Below are 20,569 nucleotides of genomic sequence, written 5' to 3' on the forward strand. Positions count from 1 at the left end.
AGGAGAAACCCATGGCTCTGACACCGCATGCCGTGACCTTCGACGCCGAGGACGCCGCCTCCCTCGCCCGCTTCTGGGCCGATGCGCTCGACCTGCCCGTGCGCGACGGCGCGACGGCGGAGTTCGCCGCCGTCGGCGGCCAGGACCTCACGTACCTCTTCTTCGCCGTGCCGGAGGGGAAGACGGCCAAGAACCGCGTGCACCTCGACCTGGAGGCCACGGACCGGGAGGCCGAGGTCGAGCGGCTGCTCTCCATCGGCGCGACCCGCCTGGGTGACCACGAGGAAGGCGTCCGGTGGACCGTCATGGCCGATCCCGAGGGCAACGAGTTCTGCATCGTGCAGACCCACTGACGACGGCGGAGCCGCCGCCCGGCGGTGCTACCGGTCTGCGCCGGGCACCATCCAGCTCGTCCCGCGCGCCCGCAGGCCCGTGGTCACGGCCCGCGCCGTCATGAAGCCCGCTCCGAAGGCGAGCCACAGCCACGCGAGCCCGGCTGCGCCGTCGGGAGCCGAGTGCTGGACGAGCCAGGCGAGGGGCAGGTAGACGACGAGGGTGAGCACGCCCGCCCACGCCAGGTAGCGGCCGTCGCCGGCCCCGATGAGGACGCCGTCGAGGACGTAGACCCACCCCGCGACCGGCAGGCACGCGCCGGCCACGGCGAGTCCGACGGCGGCGGCGAGGCGGACGTCGTCGTCCCCGGTGAAGAGGGGGGCGAGCCACCAGCCCGCCGCCGCGAACACGACGCCGATGACCGCTCCCGCGGCGGTGCCCCACTGCAGGCAGCGACGCATGAGGGCCCGGACGTACGACACGTCGCCGGCGCCGAGCGCCTGGCCGACCATCGCCTGGGCGGCGATGGCGAGGGCGTCGAGCGCGAACGCGGCGAGGCCCCACATCGCGTTGACCACCTGGTGGCCGGCGAGGCTGACGGCGCCGAGCGACGTCGCGACGGCGACGGTCGCCAGGATCGCCCCGCGGAGCGTGAGCGTGCGGACCAGGAGCGGGCTGCCCGCCCGCGCCGCGGACCAGATCCCGGCCGCGCGGGGGCGCAGATCGACGCCGATGCCGCGGGCGCGGTGCAGGACGACGAGCACCAGCGTCAGCCCCATGCCGGTCTGGGCGACGGCCGTCCCCAGGCCCGAGCCGGCGACGCCCATTCCCAGGCCGTAGATGAAGAGCGCGTTCAGGGCGATGTTCGACAGTGCCCCGGCCACCGCGACGACGAACGGCGTGCGGGTGTCGAGGAGGCCGCGCAGCGTCCCGGTGGCCGCGAGCACCAGCAGCATGCCGGGCAGGCCGGGTGCGGACCAGCGCAGATAGGCGACGGCGTGGGGGACGACCGCGTCCGGGGCACCCATCGCGGAGACCAGCTGCGGCGCGGTGGCCATGAGTGCGGCGGTCGTCACCGCTCCGAGGACGAGCGCGAGCCACATGCCGTCGATGCCCGCGCTGACGCCTCCGGCCCGGTCCCCCGCCCCGACTCGTCTCGCCGTCGCGGCAGTCGTGGCGTAGGCGAGGAAGACGAAGATGCCGACAGCCGTCATCAGCAGGGTGGACGAGAGCGAGAGGCCGGCCAGCTCGGCGGTGCCGAGGTGCCCGACCATGGCGGAGTCGATGAGCACGAACAGCGGCTCGGCGACGAGCGCACCGAGCGCCGGGATCGCCAGGGCCAGGATCTGCCGGTCCAGCGCACGTCCGTGCGGACGGCGACCCTCAGGTTTTCCCTGAGGGTCGGGCGTGGCGCCGGGAGTGTCGTCCACCAATCTCGTTCCCTCTTTCTCTCCACAGTGTGTGCACACAGCTGGGGACGCAGACTGGCCGGTTCAGGCGAATCGCAACCGTGTTACCCACAGAGTTGTCCCCAGGCTGTGCACAACGATGGGGATGGGGTCCACAGACCGTCCACAGGATAGGGCCGCTGCGTGCACAGGCGGGATTCGGTGTGGACGGCCGCGGCCACCTAGTCTCGCGAGGGCGCAGGATGGCGCCCGTCTGCTCTCGAGTGGGTGCTGGGCGGTAGACCTGTGCGGAGCAGGACGACGGGGAGGAGATCGGGTGACGATCGCGGACGAACGTACGGCGACCAACGGCCGGGAGGGTTTCGACCGGACCCCTCCCCAGGACATCCCCGCCGAGCAGAGCGTGCTGGGCGGCATGCTGCTGTCGAAGGACGCGATCGCCGACGTCGTCGAGGAGCTGCGCGGCAACGACTTCTACCGGCCGGCCCACGAGTTCATCTACGAGGCGATCCTCGACCTCTACGGGCGCGGTGAGCCCGCCGACGCGGTCACGGTGGCGGCCGAGCTGACCAAGCGCGGCGAGATCGCGCGGATCGGTGGCGCCCCGTACCTGCACACCCTGATCTCCTCCGTGCCCACCGCAGCGAACGCCGGCTACTACGCCCGCATCGTGCGCGAGCAGGCGGTGCTGCGCCGCCTGGTCGAGGCCGGTACCCGGATCGTCCAGCTGGGCTACGCCACCGAGGGTGGCGACGTCGAGGACCTCGTCAACAGCGCGCAGGCCGAGGTGTACGCCGTCAGCGAGCGGCGCACCAGCGAGGACTTCGTGCCCCTGCGCGACACGATCAACCCGACGATGGAGGAGATCGAGGCCGCCGCCGACCGCGGCGAGGGCATGATCGGCGTGCCGACCGGCTTCGCCGACCTCGACGCGCTGACCAACGGCCTGCACGGCGGGCAGATGATCATCATCGCGGCCCGTCCGGCGATCGGTAAGTCCACGATCGCCCTGGACATCTGCCGGTCGGCGTCGATCAAGAACGGTCAGACCTCGGTCATCTTCTCCCTCGAGATGGGGCGCACGGAGATCACCATGCGTCTGCTCTCCGCCGAGGCGCAGGTGCCGCTGCAGAACATGCGCAAGGGCACCATGCGCGAGGAGGACTGGACCCGCATGGCCACCGCCATGAGCCGGGTGTCCGAGGCGCCGCTGTTCATCGACGACAGCCCCAACATGTCGCTCATGGAGATCCGGGCCAAGTGCCGCCGGCTGAAGCAGAAGCACAACCTCCGCCTCGTCGTCGTCGACTACCTCCAGCTCATGAGCTCCGGCAAGCGCGTCGAGTCCCGCCAGCAGGAGGTCTCGGAGTTCTCCCGTGCGCTCAAGCTGCTGGCCAAGGAGCTCGAGGTACCGGTCATCGCGGTCGCGCAGCTGAACCGTGGTCCGGAGCAGCGCACGGACAAGAAGCCGATGATGAGCGACCTGCGTGAGTCGGGTTCGCTGGAGCAGGACGCCGACGTCGTCATGCTGCTGCACCGCGAGGACGCCTACGAGAAGGAGTCCCCGCGCGCCGGCGAGGCGGACATCATCGTCGCCAAGCACCGCAACGGACCGACCGACACGATCGTCGTCGCGTTCCAGGGTCATTACTCCCGGTTCGTGGACATGGCGCGCTAGGAGGGTGTCAGCGACGGTCGAAAAGTGAGCCGGTTTCGACGGTCGAAAAGTGAGCCACGTCGTTTATGTGGTTAGTGTGCCTGGTTCTCCGCGGCGGCGGAGGGCAGTGCGTCAATCTCGGTGTGCCTCAGTCGGTAGCTGGTGCCCTTGAGGGTGATGACCTCGGCGTGGTGGACGATGCGGTCGATCATGGCGGCGGCGACGGCCTGGTCGCCGAAGACCTCGCCCCAGCGGGAGAAGGGCAGGTTGGAGGTCAGGATGATCGAGGCGTGCTCGTAGCGCGAGGCGACGAGCTGGAAGAACAGGTTCGCGGCCTCGGCCTCGAAGGGCAGGTAGCCGACCTCGTCGATGACGAGCAGGCCGTAGCGGCGTGGGCGGCGTAGCTCGGCGGGGAGTTTGCCGAGGGCGTGGGCGGCGGAGAGGCGGGTGACCCATCCGGTGGCGGTGTCGAACAGGACCCGGGTGCCGTGCTCGGCGGCGGTGATGCCCAGGGCCGGTGGCGAGGTGGGTCTTGCCGGTGCCGGGCGGGCCGAGCAGGACGATGTTGCCGGCCTCGGCGAGGTAGGCGCCGGCGACGAGGCGGTGGATCTGGCCGCGGTCGGCGGCGGGCTGGTGGTCGAAGTTGAAGTCGGCGAGGGTCTTCCGCGCCGGGAACCCCGCGGCGCGGGTACGGATGCTGGCCCGGAGGCCGCTTGGGCGGCGACCTCGCGGGCCAGGACGGCGGCGAGGTAGTCCTCGTGGGTCCAGCCCTCGGCGCGGGCCTGCTCGGCCAGCTTCGCGGTGGCCTCCCGGATCCGCGGCGCCTTCAGCGCCCGGGTGTAGTAGTCCAGCTCCTTGGCGGCTTGGCTGACGGGGGCGGTCGTCAGACCACCTGCCCGTCCAGGCCGGTGACACCGAACGCAGTGTCGTAGACCGACAGGTCCCGGGCCAGATCGGCCTCGACCTCACGGACCGGTCGCGGCGCCAGGAAGCGCTGGCGCAGCACCTTGGCGGTGGCGACATGACCCGGGTCGGTCACCGTGAGACCCCTTGCCCAGGAGCGGGCGTGGTCGGCGACGACCTGCCCCTTACAGCTGACCACGACCCGCTCGAGGTCCAGGGCGACCTCGTCGCGCCACAGTTCTCGTACCACGAACGCCGAGATGATCGAAAGGACACTTGGAGAGGGCCGGGAGCGGGCACAAGCGTTCCGAAGAGGAGAACGACTGCCCCAGAGGTTCCTCCCGGGCATGCCTGACTCGACAGCACGATCGACCGACTGGGTTGGGAGGACATTCGGTCCCAATTGGATTCGCACCTCAAGGGCAACGCCGGCTGGTATGCCGCGCTCGTCGTACTGATCAGCGATGACGACATTGCGGATGGCGGGGTCGCGCTCAGCCCCACGGCCACGAACAAGGCAATCTCCGAGAGATGCCTCAAGTACTGGCCCGTGAGCGACAAGATGCTCGCGGTGGCCCAGGACAACATCCCTGACATCCTGATTGCGGTGGTCGGAAAGAAGATCTTCCGGGTGATGGTGGGAGCGTGGCGCGTCAAGCGCGACAAGGCGGCGCTTGATCACGGCGTTTGGGAGGCGGTCGACGAGGAGGGCGACGTCGCTGATCTCCGTGGCAAACTGCTGGCGAACGACATTGAATTCACCCAGGCGTCTCGCCCCGTGTACCTGCTTCTCCCTGACGCAACACAGCCGGTCCACTGGGTCGGCAGCAGGGGAAGTGCACGCACCGAAGCTGCAACTGCAGATTGGGTTTCTGCTAAGGCGACCAATCCCGGTAGAGAACGAGTGCTCGAGCCGTCGCCGTGATCCTCGCCGAGTATTTGGACCACGACCACCCGCTATTCAGCGTGCCGACGATGCACACAACTGCATGACGCGTCTTGGCATCTGCAAGACTGCATGGAAGAGACTTCATGGCCGGGTGATCTCTCGAGAGTAAGCAGACCGGGTTCTAGGTCGTCGACGTTACGTCGGCCCCGCTCAGCCAGTTCGTTGCGCGAGACGGCAGCCGCCGTAACCTGCATGCAGCGCGGACCACAAACCCGACCAATGGAGGTGTGGTTGAAGAAGCGGAGCAGATCCAGGGCGAATCTCCTCAACCGCGGCCCTTAATGCGTCAGTAGTTTTCGCGTCCGCCGCCGTTCGGTGCAGCTTCGCCAGACGCATTGGTGCCGGAGGTGGTGACGAACGCCGCGGCGAGGGCCTCGGAGCCGCGGGCGAGGAGCGCCACGTCCGCGCCCACGAGCACGAAGGAGGCTCCGGCGTCGATGTACGAGCGGGCCACGGCGTGGTCGAAGGCGTTGACCCCGACCGGCTTGCCTGCCGCCCGGACCGCCTCGAACGCGCGGTGCACCGCGGCGACGACGTCGGGATGGCTCTGCCGGCCGATCAGTCCCATGGACGCCGCCAGGTCGGACGGCCCGACGAAGACCCCGTCGACGCCGTCGACGGCCGCGATGTCCGCGGCCGCCTCGACGCCCTCGGCGGTCTCGATCTGGACGAACAGCGAGACGTGCTCGTCGGCGTCCGCGAGGTACCCCTCGACCCGGTTCCACCGCGCGGACCGCGCCAGCGCCGAGCCGACGCCGCGGCGCCCCCGCGGGGGGTAGCGGACCGCCTCGACGACGGCGCGGGCCTCCGCGCCGGAGGAGACCATGGGCACGAGCAGGTTCTGCGCGCCGAGGTCGAGGACCTGCTTGATCGTCACCACGTCCCCGATCGGCACCCGCACGAGCGGGGTGACGGGGTAGGCGGCGACGGCCTGCAGCTGGGCGAGCACCGACTCCAGGCCGTTGGGGGAGTGCTCCATGTCGATCAGCACCCAGTCGATCCCCGAGCCGGCGACGATCTCGGCCACCAGCGGGCTGCCGCTGCAGACCCAGATCCCCGCCAGCGGCCGGGCCGCGTGGCCCTTCGCCTGCTGGCCCGTCAGGGCGTGACGGAAGGTGGGCGTCAGACGAAGCGGCACGAGATCGTCCCCAGCTCTCGGAAGTCGGCGAGCACGGTGTCGCCCGGGTGCACCCACATGGGGCGGGTGAACGAGCCGGCGAGGACGAGCTCCCCGGCCTCGAGGCGGTCGCCGTGCTGGGCGAGCTTGTTCGCCAGCCACGCCACCCCCATCGCGGGGTGGTTGAGCACGGCGCCCGCGACGCCCGACTCCTCGATGGTCTCGTTGCGGTACAGCAGGGCCGAGACCCACCGCAGGTCCAGCTCGCCGGGCCGGACCGGGTTGCCGCCGTAGACCATCGCGCCCATCGCGGCGTTGTCGCTGATGGTGTCGACGATCGTGCGGCCCTCGAGCTCGATGCGCGAGGACAGGATCTCCAGCGCCGGCACCACGTACTCGGTCGCCCGGAGCACGTCGAACACGGTGGCGTCCGGGCCGTCGACCGGCTCGGCCAGCTTGAAGGCCAGCTCGACCTCGATGCGCACGTTCGAGAACCGGTCGTGCTCGATGACGGAGCCGTTGTCGAAGATCATGTCCGCGAAGATGGCGCCGTAGTCGGGCTCGTCGATGCCGGTCGCCGCCTGCATGACCTTCGACGTCAGACCGATCTTGCGGCCCACCGGCCGCCGGCCGGCGTCGATGGCCCGACGCCGCCACTCGTTCTGCACGGCGTACGAGTCCTCGACCGTCATGCCGTCGTACCGCTTCGTCAGCAGCGGCACCATCGTGCGGTCCCGCTCGGCGGCGGCGAGCTCGTCCGCGATCCCCGCGACGACGATGGGCTCCAGGGTTCGGGTGATGGGCATGGTCACGTACGAGTCCTTCCTCTTGTCTTGTGGTACTGAACCTTGAGTCAGCAGCTTGGGATCTTCGGCCACGCACGCAAAGGAGATGACCTCGAGCGTGGGGATGCTGCGGGGGCAGCAGATGTAGCGCTGAATGCGCAAACGGACGAGTGCGCGACCGGCCGGATGAATTTGTCAGGTCAGGGTTCGTTGACCGGACCGAACGGGATCAAACTTCCGAGTATGCATAGGGTGGATCGTCTGGGTGCTCGTGGCTGAGGTACGCGTCCAGAGTGGCTGAGCGGTGCCGGCGTACTGCCTTCTCGATGTCGATCAGGTCCGCGCTCGCCTCAATGAGGTGCAGAATTCTTTCGTGTTCGCGCACGGAGTCTTGCGCCCTACCGGGTACGAAACTGAACGTCGACTTTCGTAGGTGGCCTAGGCGTGTCCACTCGGCGTTCACGACATAGAGCATGCGAGGGTTCGGGCAGGGCGCAAAGAGGATTGAGTGGAACTGCTGGTTGAGCCGTGTGAACCAGCGGGGGTCGAGCTCCTCGAGGGCGTCGATCATCTGAGCGTTAATCTCTCGAGCGCGGCTCACATCGTCCTCGGTGAGGAGTCGCGCCGAGAGCGCGGTGGCCGCGCCCTCCAAGATCGCGAGGGTCTGCATGCTGTTCCGGTACTGCGAGTCGTCGACCATCGACACGTGCGCGCCGACGTTTCGCTTGAAGGTCACCAAGCCCTCGGCCTCGAGCTGGCGCATCGCCTCGCGCACAGGCACGACGCTCATGCCGAGATTCTCTGCGAGCGTGGAAAGTACAAGACGATAGCCTGGAGTGAAGGCCTGACTGGTGATTCGTTCCCTGATCCACGAGTAGGCAAGCTGAGACTTGCTCGGCGAACTTGTAGTCCCGAGAACCGCCGTGTCTGTCATCGGGTGGGTTGCCATGCGTTGTACCTCGCTCTTGTCGGCAAACCCACGCCGGCCTGGTTGCTTGCAAAACGTCCGTGGTCTCGCCTATCCGGACCGTCGACCAATTCCATGGTGAGCACCGGCATAAGTTGAACGGCGGCAATCTGGTTGAGGCCGTCGGAAAGATCGGAACGGTGCTCGGCGCCGGGGGTGACGATGTTTTCAGTCATGAGCTCCCTCGCTCTGTGCTGTATGTGAAATAGTATATCATTTAGGGTGTTAACTCGCGAGTCTCCTCACGCGCAGTGAGTGATTACTCGGGCTCCCACTCCTGCGAGTGGGGCGTGTTGAGACTGCTCGACGGCGTCCCTTCACAGGAGAGGCCGACCGCCGTCCCGCCAGGCGGTACTGCACTTTCAATTGGGCGCCCATCTGTATTACTACCCGACGAGCTCACATTGAGGGCACGCGTACGACAGAACACTGCTGGGTCGGTCAGAACGGGTTGGGCGTCAGCGTGTACTTGGTCTGGAGGTACTCGTGGATGCCCTCGGCGCCGCCCTCGCGGCCCAGACCCGACATCTTCCAGCCGCCGAACGGGGCCGCGGCGTTGGAGACGACGCCGATGTTCAGGCCCATCATCCCCGTCTCCAGGCGCTCGATCATGCGCTGACCGCGGGCCAGGTTCTCCGTGTAGACGTAGGAGACCAGGCCGTACTCGGTGTCGTTGGCGATGCGCACCGCCTCGTCCTCGGTGTCGAACGGGACGATCGCCAGCACGGGCCCGAAGATCTCCTCGCGCAGGATCTCGCTGCCCGGGCGCACGTCGGCGAGCACGGTGGGCGCGTAGAAGGTACCGGGCCGCTCGATCGCGCTGCCGCCGGTGTGCACGGTCGCGCCGCGCTGGACGGCGTCACCCACGAGCGCGGCGGCCTTCTCGACCGCGCCTTCGTTGATGAGCGGCCCGATCGTCACGCCCTCCTCCGTGCCCCGGCCCACGGTGAAGCCCTTCACGCGCTCGGTGACCCGGCGCGCGAACTCCTCGGCGACGTCGCGGTGGACGATGAACCGGTTCGCGGCGGTGCAGGCCTGGCCGATGTTCCGGAACTTCGCCGCGATCGCCCCCTCGACCGCCTTGTCCAGGTCGGCGTCGTCGAAGACGACGAACGGGGCGTTGCCGCCGAGCTCCATCGACGTGCGCAGCACCCCCTGGGCGGCCTGCTCCAGCAGGCGCTGGCCCACCGGCGTCGAGCCGGTGAAGGAGAGCTTGCGCAGCCGCGGGTCGCGGATGATCGGCTCGGAGACCTTCCCCGACGTCGAGGTGGTGAAGACGTTGACGACGCCGCCCGGGAGCCCGGCCTCCTCGAGCAGCTTGACGAAGTACAGCGTCGTCAGCGGCGTCAGCTCGGCGGGCTTGATGACGACCGTGCACCCGGCCGCCAGCGCCGGGGCGATCTTGCGGGTGGCCATCGCGAGCGGGAAGTTCCACGGCGTGATGAGGAAGCACGGCCCGACGGGGTGCTGGGAGACGACCATCCGGCCGGTGCCCTCGGGGTTGGGCCCGTACCGGCCCTGGACGCGGGTGGCCTCCTCGCTGAACCAGCGCACGAACTCCCCGCCGTAGGCAACCTCGCCGCGCGCCTCGGCGAGCGGCTTGCCCATCTCCATCGTCATGAGGAGGGCGAACTCCTCCTTGCGTTCCTGGAGCAGGTCGAACGCGCGGCGCAGGATCTGCGCACGCTCGCGCGCCGGTGTCGCGGCCCAGGCGGGGAACGCCGCGTCGGCGGCGTCCAGCGCGGCGAGACCGTCGGCGGGCGAGGCGTCCGCGATCGTCCTGACGAGGTCACCGGTGGCGGGGTCGTAGACGTTGAGCGTCCGCCCGCCCTCGGCGTCGCGCCACTGCCCGCCGATGTACAGCTGGTCGGGCACGCTCGCGAGCAGCTCGGCCTCGTGGTTGTGGCTCATGGAACTCCTTTCGTCGCCTCGGATCCCCTCCGCGGTTGCCTGACTTCTCCAGCCTCTAGAGGCCGACCCACTGACGACTGATTTACCCCGGTGCTTGCCGAGAGGATTCAGGGGTACGTCAACGCGCGCCTTAAGCGACGCCGACCGTGGCAAATCCTGACCGATGAAAAACCAGAGGATCTGTGCCGTCTGCCGGCTTGAGGTCCAAGACCTCCAGAACCGCGATGGTGTGGTCGCCTGCTGGATGCTCATCATGAATCCGGCAGACGAAGTACCCAGCTGCTTCGTCTACGAGGATTGCGGTGCCCTGACGAGTGAACGGGACGTCCCGGAGGCGCCGTTCGGGGGCGCGATGCGACAGCTGGCGGCAGATCAGCCGGTGTTCCTTGCTGAGGATCGACACACCGATGGTCGAGGCGTTCCTGAGCTTCGGCCAGGTGGAGGACGTTCTTTGAACGGCCAGCATCACTAGTGGAGGCTCCTGTGACACCCCAACGGTGAAGGACGAGGCTACGAAAACGTGATCCTGCCCCTCCACTGTGGCGGCTAATGCTACGACGCCGGTAGGGAACTGGGCGAACATTCTGCGCAACGAGATGACGTCCGGGCGCTGTGGCGTGGTGGTCATTTGACGAATCCTTGTGTCAGCTGGATTGGACCAATCTGTTCCAAAGGCATGTATTTGCGTCGCTCAGCCCCCCGCTGGAGTGCCTTGCTTAACTGTTGGGCCGTCGACACGACAAGTTGCTTTGCGTATTCGGATTTGAACGTCGAGGTGGGCTGAGTCAGTGCGATACTCGCCACGATCTCGTCATCGATGAAGACCGGAGCAGCCACGCCGGACAGCCCGAGCACGGCTTCCTGGTTGTCGAACGACACGCCCGACGATCGAATATCGTCGAGCTGCTCCAACAGTTGCGCGGGGTGATGGACCGAGAAGGGGGTCGACCGCATCAGTCCTTGGCCGACGATCGACTTCACCACGCCAGCGGGCGAGAAGGCGAGAATCACCTTGCCGAGGCTCGTCTGCGTCGCCGGAATCGGCCAACCGACCCGCGTCTCCGTACGCGGTGAGGAGTGCCCACGGATTTTCTCGACGCACAGGATCCGGTTGTCGCTACGCACAGCGAGCGTTACCACGCAGTCACCGCCACGGACATACATGGAACTGAGAAACGGCAGAGCAGTGTCGCGCATACCGCCTGGCTCGCAGAAGGCAGCGTAGTTGCCGACTTCGAAAAGCTTGAGCCCTACGCGGTACTTCGTGCCCTGGCGTTCGAGGAAGCCGGTTTCGACCAGTTGACTCAGCATTCGGTGGGTCGTACTGCTCGGGAGGCCAGCACGCCGCGCGATTTCGCGCCCGCCGAGTGCTGACGGACCCTGCGTGAAGGCCTCCAGTATCGCCACAGCCTTGACGAGAACCGGGGCACCGGTCATGTAGTGGTCCGCCGGCTGCTCCTGGCCACCCAATGTTTCCGGCATCTGCTTAGCTTTCAGCGGGCACGCGTAACAAAGCGTCGTCGAGAAACCGAATCATTTCCGCGTTTACCTCGTCCGGGCTCTCGAACTGCGGCCAGTGATCACAGTTGCGAATCTCCCACAGGGTTGCCCTAGGCATGAGCTCGGCCAGCCGGTAGGAATTGGCCAGGAACATGTTGGGGGCGTCCACCGATGCCACGACCAGCGCCGGGACATCGATAGACCGCCACTCCTCGTCGCTGATGTTTGGGTCATCGATGTAGGCCAACAGATTCGGCATGGCCGCTTGAAGCTCAGGCTGGCGATAAATGTTCAGCCGAACCGCGATGATGTCGTCAACCAGGTCTTCCTTGTTCAGGACGAGGCCGCGCATAGCGGTCGTCACTGTGTCCCAGTTGGGTTCGGCTGCTGCGGCCATGCGACGCTGGCGCACTCCGGCGAAGAACTCCTTCTCAGCCTGTTCGTCACCCGTCACTCCTGCCGGAGCAAACATCACCATCGCGTCGACGCGATCCGGGAAGTCGAGCGCCACGCGGCCACTTACCCAGGACCCGAGTGAGACTCCAGCAAGTGCCGCACTCTCGATGCCCATTGCATCCATGAACCCGGCAACGTGCTTGGCGTAGTCCTTGGCGAGGTAGGGATAGTCGGGCTTGTCGGTGTAGCCGCACCCAACCATGTCGATGCCCAGCACGCGATACTTCGAGGCCAGGGCGGCGTAGTTCGCGGCGAAGTTCTCCAGGCTGCCAGCGGTTCCGTGAATACATACGACCACGGGCGCATCGGTAGGACCTGCCTCCAGGTAGCGAGTCCGCACGCCGTCAACATCGACCCAGGCCAGCTTGTGGGGGACGGTGTTCAGGTAAGTCCATACCGACCTGTACCCTTTTGCTCCGTTCATCTGCCGCTCCTCTGCGTTGATATTGTCTATTGTTGCTTCCCGCTGTGTCACAGCCACTTGTGACCCCAGTACGAACCCACGGGGATATTGACCACTTCGTGGCTGTCCCAATCCATCTGAAGGCCGTCGTATCCGTACTCGACGAGGAAGCCGGACGGCGTGCGGGCGTAGAAGGAGACCACTGAGTCGTTCACGTGGCGGCCGAGAGTCCGGGCGACAATGTCCAGTGCGTGCGCTTTGTCGAGCGCGCGTCCGACTTCGTCGAGGGAGTTAACTTCCACCTCGAAGTGATGGATGCCTCGCGAACTTTCGAGCTCGGCGATGGCGAGACTGTGCTGGCGGGAGTTCTCGGGGTGGAAGAAATGCACCCTGGCGCCCGGCTTCATTCCCGATGCGTAATTGTGGGGAATGCGGAAAAAGTCCGAGTACTCGAAGCCGAAGACCTTCTCGTAGAAGTCGAGGCAAGCGTCATACGAGTGTGTGCACGGAAGGAAGACGTGGCCGAATCCGAGATCCCCGGTGACGAACCCACTGATGCCGTTCTCGGAGATGAACGGACGAGGGTCCACGGTCCGGCCCCAGCAGATTTCGTGCCTGTTCCCGGCAGGGTCCTCAACGGCGAAGAACGATTCGACTCCTCGTAGTGTGCACTCTTCCGGCGTGCCCATCGAGACCTCGACACCACACGACCTTACGTGGTCAAGCACATCATTGAAATGGTCACGGTCCCGCGTCGCCCAACCGCTGGCAAGAAGCCGGTCGGTGTCATTCTTGGTCACGAGGAGCCGATACTTGTAGCCATCGAGCCGGACGTAAACGTTTTCGTTGTCGTCGGTTTCTGCCATTGCGCCCATGAACGAGCGTGCGAAAGTGACCCAGGCGTCGGGGTCTGTAGCCCCAATGACGATATATCCGAGATTCGTGACGGTGGACATTAATGCCTTCCTATTCGGCTCAGCGGCGTTTGCTCGCGGTGAACTTGCTTACGATCGGTTTGTGGCGAGGGCAGGGATCGCGTCGTGTTCGGGAGCTGTTCCCATTCGGAGTACCTCGGGTACCTCCTGCCCGGTGCGGTGCAGTCCGTAGCCGCGAAGGATCGGTTCAGCCGAGTTGGTCGCATGGTTGGCTCCCACGTTGGCGTCCCGCCAGAAGCGGGAGAAGACTTGGTGGTTGCGCAGCCCAACGCTTCCTGAGATGCGGTGCAGTTCATTCACCGCGGCCACCGCTTTCCGTACCCCGGAGACCTGGTTGCGGCGGATACGAATCCGCTCGCCGATGGGCACAGACTTGCCGGCTGAGACGGTGTCGAAGGTGCGCTCTACGTCGTCGAAGAGGATGCGAGCCGCAGACTCGATTGTCTCAGCAGACTCGGCCATCGATATCAGCTGCGCGTCAGACTTAGGCCTGGTGCCAGTCTCCATGAGGTACTGCTCGAGAGCCCCTTGGGTGATGCCCAGTGTGGCGGCCGTGATGGCGCCGGGGAAGAGCACTACGTAAGGCATTCGGTAGAGCGGTGCCACATCTATCCATCGTTCCGAGGCGTTCCCGTGCGAGACGTCCCGGAATGCCAGGACATGCTCGGTGGGGACGAAAGCATTGCTCACACGAACGTCTTTGCTTCCGGTGCCTTCCAGGCCCGCAACGTCCCAGGTGCCGTCAAGGATCTCGTAGTCTCGTCGCGGAATCAGAAAGTGCAGTGGAGATTCGCGTTTGCTGACGTCGAGGCCACCCAGGATGGCCCAAGTGCAGTGGTCTGTGCCTGAGGAGAAGGACCACTGCCCGCTGAACGTGTACCCACCGGGGGTGCTCGTTGCTCGGCCCATTGGCGCATAGGGCGAAGCAATCCAGGTGTCAGGGTCGGCGCCCCAGACCTCGCTCTGTGTCTCATCCCCGAACTGCCCAACTTCCCAAGGGTGAAGGCCCACGACGCCGCTAACCCATCCAGCTGAGGGGCTGATGCTGGCCAGCCGGTGCACCGCGCGCAGGAAGTCCACGGGGTGACTTTCGAAACCGCCGAACCGAGCGGGTTGGAGCATTCGCATGATGCCGACGGCGCGAAGGGCGCTAGCCGCCTCATCGGTGAGGCGCCCCAGCCGGTTCGAGACGGGTGCGTCGGCGGCGAAGAATTGCGCGCGGTGGTTGATGGCGTCGAGTACCGAGTTCATGTCACTCCTTTGGACGGCTCGGGCAGCAGGACTAACGACTAGTCCATTGGCTTGCCGTGGATGCTACGGAGCCGTGACGGAGTGACAGAAACTGCCTGTCCCACTCAGCGGGACATATCGGCGAGGATTTTTGTCCGAGCGTCTGGAGCACTGGCGGCATGTAGTTGGGGGAACTGCGGCCGCCTTCGCCCGCAGGGGTGAAGCGTGGGCGTCTGCTTTTCCAGAGAAAATGGGGGGTTCGTGGCGGTTGGCTGGTCGGTGTGGTGCTGACCTGCCTTGACGTGGAGCCTCGGGGAAGGGGCCGCGGGGCCGCTTGACGAGGGGTCATTGCGTGGACATCATCGGAGCGCCGGATCGGATACGACATCGTCGATGATGTTGCCTAGCTGTTTTCGGATCCCCCGAAGTAGTCGGCCAAGGAGGGCCAGATGAATGTCACGAAGCGTGAATTGCGACGGAGAAGGCGGAGCTCGGTGCCGGCGCGGCGGTGGCTATTGACCGCTGGGTCGGCGGCAGCCGCGATGGTTCTTGCAGCTTGTGGTGGTGCGGGTGCTGCCGACAGCGGAGATGGGGAGGAGAGCATCGAGCTGGTCGTGGCCACGATGACCGAACCGGCCGTGCCTAACGCTGCGGTGATGAACTGGTTCGTCGACGAGGTGGAGGCTCGGTCCGATGGCCGGCTTACCTTCGACGTGACACCACCCAACTCTCTATGTCCGGCCAACGAGATTGCCGTGTGCACGCAGGACGGACGAGCTGACGTCGGGGTGGCCATCCCTGACTACACGCCCCAGATCTTCCCCACGATCACGGTCGTGAGCGTGCCGTTTGTCGCCGCCGACTCGCAGGCGCTCGTGCAGTCGCTGTACGAGATCAATCATGAGCACGAAGGTGCGCGCGAGGTGTGGGCCGCCAACGACCTCAAGATGATCGCTCACTGGTCGGGGGGCCGTCTCACTCTTGGTAGCCCGGAGCCCATTGAGTCAATCGACGATCTCCAGGGCCTGCGCTGGCGAATGTCCGGGCCTTACCTGCAGCGCGCCATGGAGCAGGTCGGGGGCTCGAACGTTGCCCTCACCGCTCCGGAAACCTATGAGGCTGTCGAGCGTGGCGTGGTCGACGCCGTTGGGTTTGCGCTCGACGGTGCGGTCGACTACCAGCTGATGGAGTTGCTGCCCTACTGGACTGACGCTGGCACCGGGCACTACAACACCTTCGGCATGTGGTTCAACCAAGACACCTATGACGGCCTGCCCGATGATTTGCGGAAGATCGTCGATGAGGTGACCGCCGAGCTCAACGGCGGTGAAGCAGTCCGTGCGTTCAGCGAGGTGGCTGAAACTCAGTGCGAGGCGCTGATGGAGCACCCGAATGTCGAGACCCTCGACGCCTGGAGCGATGAGGCCGTTCAGCAGTGGGACGACGCGGTGGGTGACAAGCTCCTTGAACGCTGGATCACGGATGCGGAAGCGAACGGCCTTTCAGATGCTCGCGGATACCTGGACGCGTACATGGAGAAACTCGAGACCCACGGCGACCAGATCCCCGACCCGCTCGACCTGTGCGTCGAACGGTTTTCCCAATAGCTTCCCGGCGTGGGTTGATTGGCGGGACCGCGACCCTGGCGAAAACCTTGCCGAGCGGTTCGCTTAAAACTTGACGAGGTCTCGCTAATGGGCGACTTCGGGTGACACTCACTTAGTTGGTGAAGTGTTTACGCACGTTGGCGGCTTGCCTTAGGCAAGTGGAGAAGTTGGTATCAGTCTGGCAGGTCATAACTAGCACAACGGAAGAAGAAAAGGATGGAAAAGACCGCTGAATCGATCGCCACCCCACTAGGGGTATTGGCTTCCATCAGCACGATTGTCATGATGCTCGGCATCAGTGCCGACGTCGTGTACCGAAACATTCAAGGCGAGACGTTGGCCGGGGTGCTCGAACTCAGTGAGTCCGCGCTGGTGGCCACGGTCTTCTTCGGCCTGGCCTACGCGAGCATCAACGGCTCGCACATCGCCGTGGACCTGCTTGTCACCAGGCTGCCTCGCCGGGTAGCTCAGTGGACGATGTTCGTAACATGGCTGCTCAGTGCTGCGGTCCTCGCCTGGCTCACCTACGCGAGCGTCGGGCGCGCCACGGATTCTCTGGCCCGTAGCGAAGCACGGATGGGGCTGGTGAGCTGGCCGTTGTGGCCGGCGCGCTGGTTCATCGTGATCGGCTTCGCGGCATTCCTCGTGGTCGCGATCACCAACATCGTGCGGTTGCTGCGTGGGCGCATGCCGATGGGCGAGGAAGAGGGGATCCAGCTGTGAGCATCGGAGCCCTCATCGCGTTGGTGGTCGTCCTGCTGATTGTGCTGCTGGCGATCCGGATGCCGGTGGCCTTGGCCCTTGCCCTCAGCGGGGCGGTGGGCCTGATGATGCTGCGCGATGCCGACTACGCGACAAACCAGCTGGGTGCAATTCCCTTCTCCCAGACCAACTCCTTCTCGTTGACCATCGTCCCCATGTTTATTCTCATGGGAATCTTCGCGGTCAAGGCTCGCATCGCTGAGCAGGTCTATGCGGTGGCACGTCATATGTTCCGCTGGCTGCCAGGCAGCCTGGGCGTGGCCACAGTAATGGCCTGCGCGGGCTTCGCAGCCGTTTCGGGCTCGTCCATCGGCACGGCAGCGACGATGTCACGACTGTCCATGGGCGAAATGCGAAAGGCCGGCTATCCCGCCTCACTCGCAGGCGCCTCGGTGGCGGTGGCCGGTACTCTCGGCGCCCTCATACCGCCCAGCCTGTTCCTCGTGCTGTACGCGATCATGACCGGCGAGTCCGTGGCCGCGATGCTCGCCGCCGGCATAATCCCCGGCATCCTGTCGGCAATCGCTTACGCCACCTACATCATCTTTACCGCGAAGCGGAATCAAACGGATTGGGATACCCGCGCCGAGAGTCGCCTGGATGAGGCTCTGGACGACGCAACCGGTGGCCGAGGCGGCGCTGCCCTGAACAGGACAGCGCAAAGGTCGGAGACCGAGAGTCTCGAGGGCGGTGGCGTGGCCTTGGCTGTGCGGGATACCCGGACCCCGCCCCGGAACTCCGACGTTGAGCAGTCCGCTGCCGAGGCGCTCAGCCCCGCTGGCATCGGTGGACCTACCGGAGATCGGGTACGGCTACGGGACCTTCCAATGCGAGGCGTGGGAAGAGTCGCGATCCTCTTCCTCATCGTGCTTGGGGGCATCTACTCCGGTTACTTCACCCCCACCGAATCGGCGGCGATTGGCGCTCTCGCCGCTGCTGTGATGCTCATCCTGGAATTCCGCAAGGACGGCATTAAAGAACTGACCAGCAACTTCGTTGAGGCACTAAAAGAGACCGCAGCCACCACGAGCATGGTCTTCGCCATCGTCGTCGGCTCGGCGATCTTGTCGGCGTTCTTCATCTCGGCACGGCTGCCGCAGATGGCGACGGACTGGGTCGAAGGTATGGCCCTGAATCCCTTCCTCACGATGGCCCTGCTGTTGCTCATGCTGCTGCCGTTGGGCATGGCCCTGGAGTCGGTCTCGATCCTGGTCATTTCCGTTCCGCTGATCTACCCGATCGCAACGAGTTTGGGTTTCGACGGAGTTTGGCTAGGCATCCTCATCGTGAAGTTCATCGAGATCGGCATGGTAACTCCACCGGTCGGCATCAGCTGCTTCGTCGTGGCCGGAACCTCCAACACTCGGGTGGAGACCATCTTCCGTGGCGTGACGCCATTCGTGGTGGTCGAGCTGGTGGTGGTGGCGGTGCTGTTCGCCTTCCCGACGCTGACCACCTGGCTGCCCTCACTCATCCGATAACTCGGGAGACGACTGGAGATGCCCAGAGGCCCGCGGCCGCCCACAGTCAGGCGGCGCGGGCCTTTGGTGCTGAACTGGCAAATTCCAAACAAGCAAGGGAAGACGATGACATACGGGCACGAGCAGCTGCGGCGGTCGTCCACGTGAGCCGCCCGTGGTGCGGCGGTGACCGAAAGCCACTTGAGGAACGTCTCTGGACAGCGGAGTTCATATGTGCCGTCGTCGTTAACTCCTTAACGATGGTCGTCTTCTACCTGCTGATGACGACGATGGCGCTCTACGCGATCCACCGCTTCGCAGCGTCGGACAGCCTGGCTGGGCTTGCTTCAAGCATGTTCGTAATCGGGGCGTTAGCATCGCGGTTCACCGCGGCACAGCTGATCAACTCGATGGGGCCGCGGCGCATCCTGATCGGGGCGCTATTCCTCTTCATCGCGATGTCCTTGGCATGCATCATCGCGGTCAACTTGCCCCTCCTGCTTGCCGTCCGGTTGACGCACGGGATCGGCTTCGGCCTAGCCAACACCGCCGTAACGACCATTGCGCAGTCGCTCATCCCGCAGCGCAGGCGGGGGGAGGGCACCGGGTACTTCAGCCTCAGCGTTCCGTTCGCAGCCGCTCTAGGACCACTACTGGGTCTGGCGCTCATCGAGCGTTGGGGCTACGCGGTCCTCTTCTGGGCCGCGGTCGCGGTGTCCGGTGCTGCCTTCGTCGCCTCGCTCCTCCTCCCCGAGCGCCCGGCGAGTCGTGGGCTTGAGTCCCGGGGGCCTAGTTGGCGCCGATTCGTCGACCCAGACGCACTTCCGGTGGCCACCGTCATGGTCGCTATTGGCGTCGTGAATTCTGCGATGATCACGTTCGCCCACCCGTTCACAGAGTCCGCGGGACTAGGGGCGCACGCGGGGGCCTTCTTTGGAGTGAATGCGCTCGGAGTGCTTACCTGCCGTCTCTTCGTCGGAGCCGTGCAGGACCGGTTCGGGGACAACTGGGTGATGTATCCAGCCGTGCTTTTCTACGCTGCTGGACTGGCCATGCTTTCCCAGGCGCACTCCGTTCAAGAATTACTGCTGGCGGCCCTCGCTATCGGATTGGGCTTTGGCACCGTCATGCCAACGGTGCAGACGGCAGCGGTACGGCTCGCCCAGCCGCCCAACGTCGGCCTCGCGGTTGCGACGTTCTACCTGATGCTGGATCTCGGGGCTGGCATGGGGCCGGTGGTGCTCGGCGGGCTAGTCACAGGGTGGGACTTCCGTGTGATGTACCTCGCCTTGTGCGGGCTCATTGTCGCCACCGGCGGTCATTACTACATCGTCCATGGGCGGTATGCGGGCAAAGGCCGACCGCTGCTGTGAGGAGAGGCAACGCTTAACTAGAGTTAGGGGAGGGGTATCTCGCCCCATGATGCATCCGATGAGATACGCAGGGTTCGTTTGTCATAACGACCGAATTGATCCTCTATTGGTGGCACCCCGACGATTCCGAGATCTTCGACAAGCGGGGCGTTCGGAAGGGGTTCTTCGACGCAGCTGATGTCGAGATGACAGAAGAGCTCAGTCGGCGCTTCCATGTCGTTCCCTTCGCGGCATCGCCGAGAAGGGTGTGGCGGAAAACGTCCAGGGCACGTCTAACCAGTGAGCCCTCCCCTGAGTGGGGGCACGGACGAGCGAGGTGCAGATCGGAAGAGCGCCACAGCGTTGCCCAGCCGTTCGCTCGCTCGTCGGACGCACTCCGGTCAGCCCTGGCGTCGATCGCTTGCGAGTGACGAGGAGCCAGCAGGCATCCGTTCGGCGTCTCCGGCCGCGCGGAAGTGGGCCCAAAGATCTTGCAGGAACAACCTACGGACGTTGTTGCAGGAACGACCTCAGGAGGGCCGTTTCTTGCAGGATCAGCGGATCCTCGGCAAGGAGGAGTGCGCAGCCGGGCCGCCCGCTCTCACCTGGCGCCCCGCCTACCGGCGGACGAACGAGAGTGCGATCGCCGCCAGCGCCAGGAGCGGGGAAAACAGCCACGTCCACTGACCCAACGTCGCGAGCACCGCAGCCCCGGCCATGAAACCTCAGGGTGTGTGTGACTGCTGCCTTCTCGGCGAATCCGTAGCTGCGCGCAAGGCGCGGTGTCAGCGCCCACGCTGCAACGGACCCAGAACAGGAAACCTAGCGGCCAT

At 65.6% G+C, this 20,569-nt stretch carries 19 protein-coding genes and 1 pseudogene; 7 read left to right on the forward strand and 13 right to left on the reverse strand.

Translation table 11 applies throughout. The features are described 5' to 3' along the window. The first annotated feature begins 11 nt into the window (after positions 1–11). The gene (locus tag ATJ97_RS11430) at positions 12–353 is read left to right on the forward strand and encodes a VOC family protein (protein ID WP_098483848.1); all 342 of its coding nucleotides are present in this window, start codon (positions 12–14) and stop codon (positions 351–353) included. Positions 354–380: 27 nt separating this feature from the next. Here ATJ97_RS11430 and ATJ97_RS11435 read toward each other — a convergent pair whose 3' ends face one another. After that, positions 381–1,763: an MATE family efflux transporter gene (locus ATJ97_RS11435; RefSeq protein WP_098483849.1), complete on the reverse strand. Its 1,383-nt coding sequence runs from the start codon at positions 1,761–1,763 to the stop codon at positions 381–383. Positions 1,764–2,058: 295 nt separating this feature from the next. On the opposite strand from ATJ97_RS11435, the gene dnaB reads away from it, so the two are divergent. After that, positions 2,059–3,420, forward strand: coding sequence for a replicative DNA helicase (gene dnaB, locus ATJ97_RS11440; protein WP_098483850.1), 1,362 nt, complete (start codon positions 2,059–2,061; stop codon positions 3,418–3,420). A gap of 71 nt (positions 3,421–3,491) precedes the next feature. On the opposite strand, the pseudogene istB reads toward dnaB, so the two are convergent. Continuing rightward, a pseudogene (istB, locus tag ATJ97_RS20765) lies at positions 3,492–4,286 on the reverse strand (IS21-like element helper ATPase IstB). Continuing rightward, complete coding sequence (locus tag ATJ97_RS11450; protein WP_098483851.1) at positions 4,283–4,552, reverse strand: Mu transposase domain-containing protein; 270 nt, start codon at positions 4,550–4,552, stop codon at positions 4,283–4,285. Before ATJ97_RS11450 ends, istB begins: the two are co-directional and overlap by 4 nt. Before the next feature lie 153 nt (positions 4,553–4,705). On the opposite strand from ATJ97_RS11450, the gene ATJ97_RS11455 reads away from it, so the two are divergent. Further along, positions 4,706–5,227: a hypothetical protein gene (locus ATJ97_RS11455; RefSeq protein ID WP_098483852.1), complete on the forward strand. Its 522-nt coding sequence runs from the start codon at positions 4,706–4,708 to the stop codon at positions 5,225–5,227. A gap of 310 nt (positions 5,228–5,537) precedes the next feature. Here the strand turns inward: ATJ97_RS11455 and ATJ97_RS11460 are convergent, their stop codons facing one another. The 10 genes from ATJ97_RS11460 to ATJ97_RS11500 all read right to left on the reverse strand — a co-directional run bounded on the left by ATJ97_RS11460 (position 5,538) and on the right by ATJ97_RS11500 (position 14,576). Next, positions 5,538–6,389: an HpcH/HpaI aldolase family protein gene (locus ATJ97_RS11460; RefSeq protein WP_098483853.1), complete on the reverse strand. Its 852-nt coding sequence runs from the start codon at positions 6,387–6,389 to the stop codon at positions 5,538–5,540. Continuing rightward, positions 6,374–7,174: a 2-keto-4-pentenoate hydratase gene (locus tag ATJ97_RS11465; RefSeq protein ID WP_098485412.1), complete on the reverse strand. Its 801-nt coding sequence runs from the start codon at positions 7,172–7,174 to the stop codon at positions 6,374–6,376. The genes ATJ97_RS11460 and ATJ97_RS11465 overlap by 16 nt, the downstream gene beginning before the upstream one ends. 208 nt (positions 7,175–7,382) lie before the next feature. Next, positions 7,383–8,102 carry a GntR family transcriptional regulator gene (locus ATJ97_RS11470; RefSeq protein ID WP_245862414.1) on the reverse strand — a complete coding sequence of 240 codons (720 nt, stop codon included), beginning with the start codon at positions 8,100–8,102 and terminating at the stop codon, positions 7,383–7,385. Continuing rightward, positions 8,084–8,296, reverse strand: a complete 213-nt coding sequence (locus tag ATJ97_RS19510; RefSeq protein WP_143427002.1) for a hypothetical protein — start codon at positions 8,294–8,296, stop codon at positions 8,084–8,086. The genes ATJ97_RS11470 and ATJ97_RS19510 overlap by 19 nt, the downstream gene beginning before the upstream one ends. Before the next feature lie 265 nt (positions 8,297–8,561). After that, positions 8,562–10,031 (reverse strand): NAD-dependent succinate-semialdehyde dehydrogenase, encoded by a 1,470-nt coding sequence (locus ATJ97_RS11475; RefSeq protein ID WP_098483854.1) that lies wholly within the window; start codon positions 10,029–10,031, stop codon positions 8,562–8,564. Positions 10,032–10,161: 130 nt separating this feature from the next. Then, a complete protein-coding gene (locus ATJ97_RS11480) occupies positions 10,162–10,659 on the reverse strand; it encodes a flavin reductase family protein (RefSeq protein WP_098483855.1) in 498 nt (165 codons plus the stop codon). Then, on the reverse strand, positions 10,656–11,513 hold the full coding sequence (locus tag ATJ97_RS11485) for an IclR family transcriptional regulator (RefSeq protein WP_098483856.1): 858 nt from the start codon (positions 11,511–11,513) through the stop codon (positions 10,656–10,658). Before ATJ97_RS11485 ends, ATJ97_RS11480 begins: the two co-directional genes overlap by 4 nt. A gap of 4 nt (positions 11,514–11,517) precedes the next feature. Further along, on the reverse strand, positions 11,518–12,411 hold the full coding sequence (locus ATJ97_RS11490; protein WP_098483857.1) for an alpha/beta fold hydrolase: 894 nt from the start codon (positions 12,409–12,411) through the stop codon (positions 11,518–11,520). 47 nt (positions 12,412–12,458) lie between these two features. Next, a complete protein-coding gene (locus ATJ97_RS11495; protein WP_098483858.1) occupies positions 12,459–13,346 on the reverse strand; it encodes a VOC family protein in 888 nt (295 codons plus the stop codon). 48 nt (positions 13,347–13,394) lie between these two features. Further along, positions 13,395–14,576: an acyl-CoA dehydrogenase family protein gene (locus ATJ97_RS11500; protein ID WP_098483859.1), complete on the reverse strand. Its 1,182-nt coding sequence runs from the start codon at positions 14,574–14,576 to the stop codon at positions 13,395–13,397. A 428-nt stretch (positions 14,577–15,004) separates the two neighbouring features. On the opposite strand from ATJ97_RS11500, the gene dctP reads away from it, so the two are divergent. The 4 genes from dctP (at position 15,005) to ATJ97_RS11520 (ending at position 19,757) form a co-directional block, all read left to right on the forward strand. Beyond that, entirely contained in the window at positions 15,005–16,162 is a 1,158-nt protein-coding gene (gene dctP, locus ATJ97_RS11505) for a TRAP transporter substrate-binding protein DctP (RefSeq protein WP_098483860.1), read from the forward strand. Between the two features lie 216 nt (positions 16,163–16,378). Then, positions 16,379–16,885, forward strand: coding sequence for a TRAP transporter small permease (locus ATJ97_RS11510; RefSeq protein WP_098483861.1), 507 nt, complete (start codon positions 16,379–16,381; stop codon positions 16,883–16,885). After that, positions 16,882–18,405, forward strand: coding sequence for a TRAP transporter large permease (locus ATJ97_RS11515; RefSeq protein ID WP_098483862.1), 1,524 nt, complete (start codon positions 16,882–16,884; stop codon positions 18,403–18,405). The genes ATJ97_RS11510 and ATJ97_RS11515 overlap by 4 nt, the downstream gene beginning before the upstream one ends. A 143-nt stretch (positions 18,406–18,548) precedes the next feature. Next, on the forward strand, positions 18,549–19,757 hold the full coding sequence (locus ATJ97_RS11520) for an MFS transporter (RefSeq protein WP_342746895.1): 1,209 nt from the start codon (positions 18,549–18,551) through the stop codon (positions 19,755–19,757). The last annotated feature ends 812 nt before the right edge of the window (positions 19,758–20,569 follow it).

Source organism: Georgenia soli (assembly GCF_002563695.1).
Classification (GTDB): Bacteria; Actinomycetota; Actinomycetes; order Actinomycetales; family Actinomycetaceae; genus Georgenia; species Georgenia soli.